Here is an 11,801-nt window from a genome sequence, read left to right as displayed (position 1 = left end):
AAAAATTGAATGTCCCAAGCTCAGAACAAATATATCCCTATCTATGCAGTTGTTTTCTCTGTAATAGTTAAATGTTTATTCTTTCTTACACATCACATACAGGAAGATGCTTTTATCACTTGGAGAGTTGCTCAGAATTTGATGGACTATGGCGTTATAGGATTTAATGGTGATACCAAAATATCAGCATCTACCACTCATTTGTACGTCTTTGTTTCGTACATTTTTAATTTAATTTTTGGCAAAGCGAATTTTATAATTCCCATTCTAACATTCAATACCATATTATTTTCTGTTGGAAGTTTACTACTTTCTCATCTTTTATTTCAAAATAATTGGCATAAAGCGTTATTCATCATTTTATTTGGAATTTTGCCGCCGGCGATTAAAATTTCAATTCTTGGAATGGAATATGGGATTCTTTTCTTTCTTGAAATGGCATTGCTGTATTATGGTTTCAAAAAACAACAGAAATGGGCATTTATTCTTTTTCCGATTCTCATTTTGTTTACCAGAGTAGATACCGTTATATTTCTGGGGATCGTCTTTTTAGTGGATCTTTTTTGGAATCGAAAATTAAGATGGGAATATATTTTAGGAGGAATTTTGGGAGTTGCCGTTTGCGTTTCCTTTAACTGGTTTTATTTTGGTGAATGGGTAAACAATACCATTGTTGCCAAGAAATTGGCGTACGATAATGCATTCACTTTACAGCAAAACATAGAATATTTTATTCTGAATTATGGGAATTTCTGGGGTATGCTGAAAGTACCATCAGATTTTAATCCGATTACTATTCTCATCATTATATTTGAGCTTGTTTGCTTTATTTATCTTGTAAAACAAAAAGAAAAGAGAAATTACTTTTTATGGATAATCTTTTTGTTCGGATGGGTAAAACAGATTGTTTTCCTCTCTCAGAAAAGCCTTTTCGATTGGTATTACTGGGTTCCACAGATTTTACTTTTTGTTCCTGTTATTGTTTTTGTAATCACTCAGAAAACCAGACGAAATTTTTGGCTTGCTTCCCTTGTTATATTTTATATTGTGCCGATGTTGGCATTTCAAACTGTACATTCTATCGCAACCGGAAACGGAGAATGGAATTACAGAAGATCAATAGGATTATTTTTAAATCAGTATGAAAAAGATAAAAATCAGTGGATTTTACTGGAGCCTGCAGGTTATGTTCCTTATTTTTCAGGTTTAAAAACGATAGACGAAGTAGGATTGGTGGATAAAAAAATTCAGGAAGAAATAAAAAAAGATAAATCCAGTATTTGGATAAATACCATAGAAAAACGTCATCCAAAATATCTTCTTGCCAATAAAGATTTGTTTGAAGGCAAAAATGGAGAGTTTTACAGATCGAAATACACATTACTGAAAGAATTCAGAATAAAAGACCATCTGAAAAGTGAAAACCCTCTTTTGGAGAAAATTTACAGATTAAAACCTTCGGGCACAGACTATAATTTGTATGTGAGAATTAATTAGTCGTTAAGATTCAATTAGATAATGAAATATTGCGCATTTCTTCGTGGTGTAAATGTAAAAGGGACTTCTATGAAAATGGCAGAAGTTTGTTCTGTTTTTGAAAATGCAGGAATGGATAATGTAATTTCGGTTTTGGCATCAGGAAATATCATTTTTAATTCTGATAAAACGGTTGAAGATTTAAAAGTTATTTTAGAAAAATCGATGTCAGAATATTTTAATTATGAGGCATTTCTGTTCATTAAATCTAAAGAAGGAATTGAAAAAATTCTGAATTCAAACCCATTCGAAGAAAACAAAGATTTTCATACCTACGTTTTTGTTGGAATAGAAAATATTGAAACTGTTTTGATGAAAGAATTTCAGGAATTACCAAAAATGCAGGACGAGAGTGCCGAAGTTGTTAACGGATATTTTTATTGGCAATTACCGAAAGGAAATACTTTAGCCTCTCAATTTGGGAAGATTTTGGGCAAAAAAAGCCTTAAAGATAAGTTTACAAGTAGGAATTTGAATAGTTTTGAAAAAATTGTATATAAAATAAGATGAAGAAATTAAGTTTAATTTGCTTCAGTATATCAAGTTTGTTTGCGTGGTCTCAGAAAGTAGGTGTCAAAACCACTTCTCCAACAGAGACTTTAGATATTAACGGAAGCCTTAGGGTACGTGGTATTAATCTTACAGGAACTACTGCTCTTAAAGATAGAATTATGGTATTTGAGAATGATGGGGTCGTAAAATATGTTACATCTTCAGCTATAATCAGACAAATGCCATTAGGTTTTTTTGGTCTTAATACAGCTTCTAATCTTGTCGGAAACGGGAAAGTTGCAAATCCTCTTGGGATTGCATCACTTTCGGCTAATACGAATCAGGCATTGGGATGGGACGGAACCAAATGGTTGCCGGTAGATCAATTAAGTTCTTCAAATTGGCTTTTTGTAGGAAATAGTAATACTACATCGACTAATTTATTAGGGACTATTAATGATATAAGTATGAGTGTAAGGTCTAATAATACTACCATGTTACAGTTTGGTAAACGTAATACCTTAAATTTATACGATAGCTCTAATACAGGTTTATATCCTTATAATCAACAAGATAATTCTGTATCTTATATTCGGGGCACCAATGGTAATTCTTCTTTACAGTTTGAATCTTCAACCAGCCAGTCTTATAAACCGGTATTTTTTACAACCAGCGATGGAAATTTTGGGTTCAGAGGATCTTCTGCAGGAAATGACTGGTTTGAAGTATCTTCTTCCGGCTCTTCCAATAATGGTAGTTTGCAATTTACAATCGGGGATAACGGAGACGAACCTATTATCTTCCGTAAGTATAACAAATCTACTGATACTTTTGTTGAGATGATGCGCATGCAGGGATTAGGTCTTAATAATCTTGTAAGAGTTGGGATTAATATGCAGGGTAATGTAGCTAATTCAACATTACAAATTAATGGAAGTGTTACCAAAAAAGTAGATGTAATTAATGCAGACACCACGTTTACAGAGTTTCAGCATACTGTTTTTATAAATAATTCATCATCAATTACTGTAACATTACCTACTGCTTCCACCTGTAAAGGAAGGATTTATATATTAAAAAAACTTAGTAGTGGAACAGTAAATATCACTTCTTTTGTTAATAGAAATAGTTCTAACAGTAATGTCCTTTCTGCGGGTGTAACACAATTACAAAGTGATGGAAGTAATTGGCAACAGATAAATTAATATAAATTTCTAAAATTACAAGATCAACTTATGAAAATAAAATTGTTAATTTTTAACTTATTACCTTTGGTTTTCTATGCTCAGGTCGGAATTAATACCACAGCTCCTACTCAAACTTTGGATGTTAATGGCAGTCTTAGAGTAAGAGGAATTACACAGGTCGGTTCTGCTGCAGCAGCTAAAGATTCTATCATGGCATTCGATAGTGATGGTGTGGTTAAATATATATCGGCAAATTCAATCGCTTCTTCGGCAGATCCGGGATCTGTAAAAGTGGCTACTAATTCTACATTATCGGGTGACGGTTCTACTTCAAATCCTTTAAGAATTGCACAGCAGGGAGCCAGTGCTAACCAAGTTCTGACTTGGAACGGAACAAGTTGGATTCCTGCCAATCAAGCAGGAGCATCCAATTGGTTGCTTACGGGAAACAGTAATGCTACTTCTTCCAACTTTTTAGGGACTATTAATGATGTTCCAATGTCTATTAAATCCAATAATACAACGATGTTAGAATTTGGCAGAAGAGAAACCTTGGGCTTATATGAAAGTACATCAACATTAGCTCCATATAATCAGAAAGATGCTTCTGTAAGCTATGTTCGAGGATCTAATGGTATTTCTGCATTACAATTTGAAGCAGGTGGAGCTAGTTTTTATAAACCTATTGTTTTTACCGATACTTCCGGAAATTTTTTGATGAGAGGATCTAGTGCAGGAACAGATTTTTTTGAATTGGGAAGTACAGGAACCAATGATAACGGTCAGCTTCTTTTTACCATTGGTGATGATGGTAACGAACCGATGATTTTTAGAAAGTATAATTATTCTCCAGTTGCGTATGTGGAAATGATGCGTTTGCAAGGTACAGGTCTAGATTCTAATGTTAGGGCAGGAATTAATATGAATGGAACTACCGCTAATTCTACTTTGCAGGTAAATGGTTCGGTGTCTCAGTCTATAGCAACTATTTCGGCAAATACTACCTTAGATGAAACTCAATTCACTGTAATCTGTAATAATAGTAGTAACATCACTGTATCACTTCCTAATGCTTCAGATTGCCCGGGAAGAATGTATATACTTAAAAAAAATACAAGTTCAGGAACCGTAAGTGTGAGTTCTTTCATTAATTCATTGGGAACTTCTGTAACCAGCATTACAACAGGAGTTTATCAACTGCAAAGTGATGGTACAAACTGGCAGCAGATTAATTAATAATATAATTCATAAAATAATTGAAAAGAATCGGGAAAATATTCTTGATTCTTTTTGATAAAAAATAAGTAAAAAAAGCCTTAAAGATAAGTTTACAAGTAGAAATTTGAATACATTTGAGAAGATTTTCAAAAAATGTAAATGAATTATGAAAAAAACATTTCCCGCTTTACTTATTTTTTTAAGTTCAATAGTATTTTCACAAAAGTTTTCTGATCTTAAATTTGATACTACTGTTCCCGATGCAGAGAATCATTACATTGTTTTACCCATAAAAGAGGGCGATAAAAAATTCTCCATGGGATTTATGTATTTCGATGAATCTGCAGGATATACTTTAGAATACCTTGGTGATTTTCACGAAGAAGCTGGTCTTTTAAAATACAAACCCAGAGAAGAAGCTCAAACTTCCTATATGAAAGTAAGAATTAATAATTTGGGATTTAAAAGTGCTGTTGTTCCAAATGATTTTCTGAAAAAATTTAATCTTCCGCTACAGCCGAACTGGTTGAAAATTTACTTAAGCTCAGCACCAGAAAACGAAAAAGCTTTAAAAAGAGCCAGTACAATGAATGGCGCAAATTTTCCACAACTCGCTTTACCAAAACTTTTAGAACTTTACAAAAATAATTTTAGAACAGAATCGTTGTATTTTGAACTGGCATTTTCCTATAATGCATTAGGGAAATTTGCAGAAGCAGAACAAATCTGTAATGAAGCTATCAAAAATAATAAAACCAACGATTTTGTATTTAAAGAATATATATACAGCTTAATTCATCAGAATAAAATTAAAGAAGCAGATGCTTTCTTAACCAAAAACAAATCAGCATATAAAGATGAAGACAGTAAAATAGAATCGATGGTTAATATGGTTGCTTTAGGTGCTAAAAATAATGATTTGATTATCGCTGAAAAATGGCTGAAAGAACTGAAATCTCTGCCAAATGTTGGACGTTACCAAAAAAACATCAATCAGCTAGAAGATTTAATAAAAGATAAAAAAAGTAAAATTCAATGATTCAATATTTAGAAAACATTCATCACAAAGATTCAAAAAACTTTTTTCTAATTGCCGGTCCGTGTATTATAGAAGGCGAAGATATGGCTCTTAGAATCGCAGAAAAAGTGGTGGAACTTACCGATAAATACAATATTCCGTATATTTTTAAAGGAAGTTTCAAAAAAGCCAATCGCAGTAGAGTAGACTCATTCACTACAATTGGAGAAGAAAAATCTCTTGAAATTTTAAAGAAAGTAGGCGAAACATTTAATATTCCTACAACAACGGATATTCATGAGAACGAACATGCTTCATTGGCGGCACAGTATGTAGATGTTTTACAAATTCCGGCATTTTTAGTTCGTCAGACAGATCTTTTAGTAGCTGCAGCAAAAACCGGAAAGTGTGTCACATTGAAAAAAGGGCAGTTTCTCTCCCCGGAATCTATGAAATTTGCAGTTCAGAAAATTACAGATTCTGATAATAAAAAAGTAGCAATTATAGAAAGAGGAAACTCTTTTGGTTACACAGATCTTATTGTTGATTATAGAGGGATTCCTACTATGAGAGAATATGCTCCCGTAATTTTGGATGTTACGCATTCTTTGCAACAGCCCAACCAAAGTTCAGGAGTTACTGGAGGAAGACCAGATCTTATCGAAACTGTTGCCAAAGCCGGAATTGCAGTAGGTGCAGACGGAATTTTTATAGAAACGCATCCAACACCAGAAACAGCATTATCAGACGGAGCCAATATGCTAAGATTAGATTTATTGGAAGATTTATTACAAAAACTAACAAGAGTAAGAGAATCTATATTATAATTGTTAAAAAATACTTAATTTTAGAAATTATAAAAAATTCCGCTTGAAAAAACTAGTTTTACCACTTAGCTTAATGGTTCCTATGTTGATTTTTTCCCAAAACAGAAAAAAAGATACAACAGCAAGAACTACAGAAATTGAGGAAATTGTATTTCAGAAAAAAGTTACAGGACGTACCAATGATGTTACTGCTGTGAGAATTTCTGCCAGAGATGCAAAAAATGTTTCCAGTATTTCGGGCGGAGTAGAAGGTTTGCTGAAAACGCTTCCTTCAGTAAACTCCAATACAGAGCTTTCTTCTCAGTATATGGTTCGTGGTGGAAATTACGATGAAAACCTCATTTACATTAATGATATTGAAATCTACAGACCTTTTCTGATTAGAAATTCTCAACAGGAAGGTTTAAGCATCATTAATCCCGATATGGTTTCTACAGTTAATTTTTCTGCAGGAGGTTTTGAGCCAAGATATGGCGATAAAATGTCTTCAGCATTGAATATTTATTACCGAGAGCCTCAAAAATTTGAACTTTCGGGTGAGGCAAGTTTAATAGGAGGTAGACTTACTACCGGTTTTGCATCCGGAAAAGAAGATCAGAATGGAAACAAAAAATTTACGGCTTTGTTTTCCGGAAGGTATAGAAATACCAATTTGGTTCTCAATACTTTAAATGAAGATACAGATTTCAACCCAAAGTATTATGATTTTCAGTCTTATCTGAATTATCACGCAACCGAAAAACTGAATTTTTCTTTTATTGGATATTATTCTAATAACGATTACGAGATGTTTCCCAAGCAGAGAAATGTCGATTTCGGAACGATTAATCAGCCCCTCAATCTAACTGTTTTTTACAACGGAAAAGAAAATGATAAGTATAAGAATATGATGGGGACATTTTCTGCCAATTTTAAAGCGTCAGACAAACTGAGGTTTACATTGGATAATTTTGCTTATCAGAATCGGGAAAGAGAATATTATACCATTGCTTCAAGTTATGTTTTGCAAACTTACGATCCCATTACTGGGAATCCTATTACTTCTTATGATGTAGGCGGACAGATTGAGCATGCAAGAAATGATTTGTTTGTAAAAACTTACGGAACACAGTTCAGAACCGTTTTTTCTCCTAATGTAAATTCAAGTATCGAAGTTGGATTCAAATACGAAAAAGAAAATCTTAAAGATCTCACCAACGAATACAAATTGGTAGATTCCTCAGGATATAGCGTACCGCGACCTCCCGATGATCCAAGATTTCCCGATGCTTCAGATTTAGAACTTTTTTACAGTATTTCGGGGAAAAACCAGATACAACCAACACGATTGTCTGCTTACGGACAGTATTCTCAGAAGTTTTATTGGGGTTCTAACCGTGTTTTGATTAATGGAGGAGCAAGAGTTGCCCACTGGAGTTTTAATAATGAAACTATATTTTCGCCACGTGCACAGTTTGCAATAAAACCAGACTGGGATACCGAAACATGGTTCAGACTTTCAGGAGGAATTTATTATCAGGCACCTTTTTATAAAGAAATTAAAGATTTGAATGGTAATTTTAATAACAATATTAAATCTCAACGTTCTATTCAGGCAATTTTGGCAAATGAAGTTGAATTTGATTTTGATAACAGACCATTTAAGTTAACCACAGAATTGTATTATAAAAAAATGGATAATGTGATTCCGTATTATATGGATAATGTTCGAATTCGTTATTCAGGGCAAAATAATGCTTCCGGTTACGCTTATGGTGTTGATACAAGATTGTTTGGTGAATTTGTTCCGGGTGTAGATTCTTGGCTTTCGGCAAGTTATGCTAGAGTTTTCGAAAACATAGATGGAAGAGGCGATATTCCTAGACCAACCGATCAAAGGTTCAGATTTGCGATGTTTTACCAAGATTATATGCCTAAATTTCCTCAAATGAGGGTTAATTTAACCTTAACGTATGCTATGGGACTTCCTAATGGAGCTCCTGTATTTACAGATCCGTACCAATACCAGAAAACTTTGCCTTCTTATAAAAGGGTAGATTTGGGTCTTTCTTATGTGTTTGTAGATTCTAAAGAGAAGAAGAAATCGTATGGTCTTTTAAGCAAATTTGAAGATCTTTCTTTGGGTGTTCAGGTTTTTAATGCATTCAATATTAATAATACCGTTGCAAACCAATGGATTACCGACGCAAATACAAGTATTATGTATCCCGTTCCGGTTCGTCTTACAGGAAGATTTTTCAATGTTAAGCTAGAATTTAAACTGAAATAAATATCAATTTGAATAAAAACCCCGATGGAAATAAATCTATCGGGTTTTTGTTTTTAGAGATATTAACTAAAGAATATATAAAAAAAACGGAGCATGAAAAAATCAGGCTCCGTTAATAATGATCATCACTAAAACTATTTACCTAAATAAGACTTTAAAATCTTACTTCTGGTATTGTGTTTCAGTCTTTTAATTGCTTTTTCTTTAATCTGACGAACTCTTTCTCTTGTAAGGTCAAAAGTTTCACCAATTTCTTCCAAAGTCATTGGATGTTTTCCGTTCAATCCGAAATACAGTCTTACCAAATCAGCTTCTCTCGGTGTTAAAGTATTCAATGCTCTTTCAATTTCAATCTGAAGAGATTCAAGCATCAAATCTTTATCAGGGCTAGGAGATTCTCCTGAACGAAGAACGTCATATAAATTAGAATCTTCCCCTTCTACCAAAGGAGCATCCATAGACAAGTGTCTTCCGGAGTTTTTCATAGATTCTTTAATATCTTCTTCGCTCATATCCAAAACTTCTGCTAATTCTTCAGGAGAAGGAGGTCTTTCGTTTTCCTGCTCAAGATGTGCGTAAGCTTTGTTGATTTTATTAATTGACCCGATTTTGTTCAAAGGCAATCTTACAATTCTAGACTGTTCTGCCAACGCCTGTAAAATCGACTGACGAATCCACCAAACTGCATAAGAGATAAATTTGAAACCTCTGGTTTCGTCATATCTTTTTGCAGCTTTCATTAATCCTAAATTACCTTCATTAATCAAATCGGGTAAAGAAAGACCCTGGTTTTGGTACTGTTTAGATACAGATACTACGAAACGAAGGTTGGCTTTAATCAATTTTTCCAGAGCGGCTCTGTCTCCCGCACGGATTCTCTGTGCCAAATCTACTTCTTCGTCTGCTGTAATCAGTTCCACTTTACCAATTTCCTGCAAATACTTGTCTAATGAAGCGGTTTCCCTGTTGGTAACCTGCTTGGTTATTTTTAGTTGTCTCATTTAAATTTCCTCAAAAAATAGAGTTACATTATATTATACGCTTGAAACCTCAAAAAGGTTACACGGGTTACAATTATTTTTATTTAGTTAGAAATTGTGCTGAGAATTGAGTTATAAATTATTGCTTTTTGTATTTTTAAGGAGCTTTTTCCCGCTATCCACTGTATCTTTTTGGTAGCGGTCTCCACTTCGTTCCGCCCGCCACCAAAAAGGATGTCGTTTCTATCGGGGCTAATGATCACTTAACGCTTAAAAAAAGCCTAACAGGTTTTCAAAACCTGTTAGGTTTAGCAGAAGAACATTCATAAAAAAAAGCGAAACCGAAGTTCCGCTTTATACTATTTAAGTTTAAAAATAACTTGCATTCGCAAAGTAGCCGTTAAAACAAATCATTCAGAAATTTTGCCAATCGTAAACCTCCATAAAGAAGCTGTCTTTCCATAATATCATTAAATTTATACTGATAATCGTAAGATAACTTAGAACCATCAGGCGTTTGAGCATACACTTTATTGGCAATCTGATGAGAATCATAAAGCCAGTTTTCCAGTGTTCCCTGCTGAATCTGTTTTACTTCATCTTTAGATTTAATATCCAGCAATTTTGCATATTCTGTATAGCTGTATTTTTGTGAATCAACCAATTTTCCGTCCCAAACAGAGTGTAAATTTGTTTTTTCGCCAAAATAAGTAACATTAATTTTGTTTCCGCCTAAATCTTCAGATCTTCCGGTGTGCATAGGCTGAGACAAATCTCCCATCATGTGGATTAAAAAAATAAGAGCAATTCTTCTGTCTTTTTCCGAAGTTTTTTTATCTTTAATCTGGCTCGCCAAGACATTGATTTGAGAGTAAAGATTCGCTCCAGCCTGAGCTTTTAAATTCTTCTCGAAAGCTGCAAAATCGGTTTGTGGATTAATATTTACATAGTGCCATGCGGAAGTTTCTTTCCAGACACCCGTTGTATCAGACTTTATAAAATCTGGCCAGTTTGCCCAATACGCCATTCTTTCTTTGCCCAACATTTTTCTGATTTCTCTTTTGGCTTTTCCAGATAGATGGTTCTGAGCGATTTCGGCAATAATTCTGTGACCGGTTAATCCCCAAGCATAAGAATATACAGAACTTGCTATAAATACTAATGCCAATAATTTTGAATAAATACTTTTCATTTTAATCAATTTGAAGTTGCAAAGATAGTTCACACTAATGTAATTTCGACAACCGAATTTTCTTAAGACTTATAATACATATTAAATTGATTTAATATTGTGATTATTATATTCTAATTGACGTGCTTAAAATTTATTACTCAGGGGTTGCTTCTGTCTGATTAACAAGACTTATGCTTGTAGGAGTTACTAAAGGAATTTGTGCCTGTTCTAATCTTATTTTAATTTTGAGAAGAGCATCGCTTTTTACATGTGCTATATTGGCTCCAACAGCAATCCAAAATTTTGCCTGAACTGTAAATGCTCCGGATTTATAATTGGTGAAATTTACTTCCGCAGTTTCAAGGCGGTCTGTATTATCGAGATTTTTAATGACATCTAAAATACTTTCCTGAGCTTTTTGGATATCTTCATCGGCAGGAATTTCAAAATCTAAGATAACTCTTCTTTGCGGTGATGCTGTAATATTATAAAACGGAGCGTTAAAAACCACTTGGTTTGGTATATAAGCTTTTTTTCCGTCGTCGGTAATAATTTTTGTTGTGAGAAAGCCAATATCCTGTACAGTTCCGGAGTGATTTCCTATTGTGATATAATCACCTACTTTGAAAGCTTTGTCAATTCCAATTAACATTCCGGAAAAGATACTCGAAACCAAATCTTTCAGTGCAACCCCTGCAATAACCCCTGCAACTCCTAAACTTCCTATGAATTTCCATAAAAATCCGCTGAAACCCATAATTTCCAGGGAGATAAACGTTCCGAAGAGCATGATAATAAATCTGAAAATACCAATAATAGTGACCACAGATCCTTCCTTTTTACTATTCGGAAAAACTTTATGCATTAAATTAACAGCAGCCTTACTGAGATACTTACTGAAAATTAAAAAAAATGAAAAAACGATGATTCCCACTACGAGCTTTGGAGTGAGTTGTGCAAATTTAAAATACCAATTCTCTAATACCCTGTAAACTGTGTCTAGATAGCTCAGACTTTTATCCATGAAATTTTTTTTACAAATTTAGGAAATATTCTTTGCAATAATTTTGCCAGTTATAAAAAGTCTATTAAATTTGTAG

The 11,801-nt window shown here is 33.6% G+C and carries 10 protein-coding genes; 7 read left to right on the top strand and 3 right to left on the bottom strand.

Features of this window, described 5'->3' with window-relative positions:
- Positions 1–9 precede the first annotated feature (9 nt).
- The 7 genes from MTP08_RS07500 (at position 10) to MTP08_RS07470 (ending at position 8,547) form a co-directional block, all read left to right on the top strand.
- On the top strand, positions 10–1,497 hold the full coding sequence (locus MTP08_RS07500; RefSeq protein ID WP_243575433.1) for an LTA synthase family protein: 1,488 nt from the start codon (positions 10–12) through the stop codon (positions 1,495–1,497).
- A 21-nt stretch (positions 1,498–1,518) separates the two neighbouring features.
- Positions 1,519–2,046, top strand: coding sequence for a DUF1697 domain-containing protein (locus MTP08_RS07495; RefSeq protein ID WP_243575432.1), 528 nt, complete (start codon positions 1,519–1,521; stop codon positions 2,044–2,046).
- On the top strand, positions 2,043–3,233 hold the full coding sequence (locus tag MTP08_RS07490) for a hypothetical protein (protein WP_243575431.1): 1,191 nt from the start codon (positions 2,043–2,045) through the stop codon (positions 3,231–3,233). Before MTP08_RS07495 ends, MTP08_RS07490 begins: the two co-directional genes overlap by 4 nt.
- A 30-nt stretch (positions 3,234–3,263) precedes the next feature.
- A complete protein-coding gene (locus MTP08_RS07485) occupies positions 3,264–4,451 on the top strand; it encodes a hypothetical protein (RefSeq protein WP_243575430.1) in 1,188 nt (395 codons plus the stop codon).
- 148 nt (positions 4,452–4,599) lie between these two features.
- The gene (locus MTP08_RS07480; RefSeq protein WP_243575429.1) at positions 4,600–5,472 is read left to right on the top strand and encodes a tetratricopeptide repeat protein; all 873 of its coding nucleotides are present in this window, start codon (positions 4,600–4,602) and stop codon (positions 5,470–5,472) included.
- Complete coding sequence (gene kdsA / locus MTP08_RS07475) at positions 5,469–6,278, top strand: 3-deoxy-8-phosphooctulonate synthase (RefSeq protein ID WP_243575428.1); 810 nt, start codon at positions 5,469–5,471, stop codon at positions 6,276–6,278. The genes MTP08_RS07480 and kdsA overlap by 4 nt, the downstream gene beginning before the upstream one ends.
- Positions 6,279–6,321: 43 nt before the next feature.
- Positions 6,322–8,547: a TonB-dependent receptor plug domain-containing protein gene (locus tag MTP08_RS07470; RefSeq protein WP_243575427.1), complete on the top strand. Its 2,226-nt coding sequence runs from the start codon at positions 6,322–6,324 to the stop codon at positions 8,545–8,547.
- A 134-nt stretch (positions 8,548–8,681) separates the two neighbouring features.
- Here the strand turns inward: MTP08_RS07470 and MTP08_RS07465 are convergent, their stop codons facing one another.
- From MTP08_RS07465 to MTP08_RS07455, 3 genes are all read right to left on the bottom strand, one after another.
- The gene (locus tag MTP08_RS07465) at positions 8,682–9,548 is read right to left on the bottom strand and encodes a sigma-70 family RNA polymerase sigma factor (protein ID WP_027385416.1); all 867 of its coding nucleotides are present in this window, start codon (positions 9,546–9,548) and stop codon (positions 8,682–8,684) included.
- 379 nt (positions 9,549–9,927) lie between these two features.
- Entirely contained in the window at positions 9,928–10,719 is a 792-nt protein-coding gene (locus tag MTP08_RS07460) for a S1/P1 nuclease (RefSeq protein ID WP_243575426.1), read from the bottom strand.
- 136 nt (positions 10,720–10,855) lie between these two features.
- Complete coding sequence (locus MTP08_RS07455) at positions 10,856–11,725, bottom strand: mechanosensitive ion channel family protein (RefSeq protein ID WP_243575425.1); 870 nt, start codon at positions 11,723–11,725, stop codon at positions 10,856–10,858.
- Positions 11,726–11,801 lie beyond the last annotated feature (76 nt).

The organism is Chryseobacterium oryzae, from assembly GCF_022811665.1.
GTDB lineage: Bacteria > Bacteroidota > Bacteroidia > Flavobacteriales > Weeksellaceae > Chryseobacterium > Chryseobacterium oryzae.
The sequence above is the reverse complement of the archived record's forward strand: the minus strand, read 5'-3'. Positions and strand labels throughout refer to the sequence as shown.

What these genes read in the sequence shown, in the direction of transcription:
- MTP08_RS07500 (WP_243575433.1), top strand. Translation starts at nt 10, where the DNA reads ATGTCCCAAGCTCAGAACAAATATATCCCTATCTATGCAGTTGTTTTC.
- MTP08_RS07495 (WP_243575432.1), top strand. Translation starts at nt 1,519, where the DNA reads ATGAAATATTGCGCATTTCTTCGTGGTGTAAATGTAAAAGGGACTTCT.
- MTP08_RS07490 (WP_243575431.1), top strand. Translation starts at nt 2,043, where the DNA reads ATGAAGAAATTAAGTTTAATTTGCTTCAGTATATCAAGTTTGTTTGCG.
- MTP08_RS07485 (WP_243575430.1), top strand. Translation starts at nt 3,264, where the DNA reads ATGAAAATAAAATTGTTAATTTTTAACTTATTACCTTTGGTTTTCTAT.
- MTP08_RS07480 (WP_243575429.1), top strand. Translation starts at nt 4,600, where the DNA reads ATGAAAAAAACATTTCCCGCTTTACTTATTTTTTTAAGTTCAATAGTA.
- kdsA (WP_243575428.1), top strand. Translation starts at nt 5,469, where the DNA reads ATGATTCAATATTTAGAAAACATTCATCACAAAGATTCAAAAAACTTT.
- MTP08_RS07465 (WP_027385416.1), bottom strand. Translation starts at nt 9,548, where the DNA reads ATGAGACAACTAAAAATAACCAAGCAGGTTACCAACAGGGAAACCGCT.
- MTP08_RS07460 (WP_243575426.1), bottom strand. Translation starts at nt 10,719, where the DNA reads ATGAAAAGTATTTATTCAAAATTATTGGCATTAGTATTTATAGCAAGT.
- MTP08_RS07455 (WP_243575425.1), bottom strand. Translation starts at nt 11,725, where the DNA reads ATGGATAAAAGTCTGAGCTATCTAGACACAGTTTACAGGGTATTAGAG.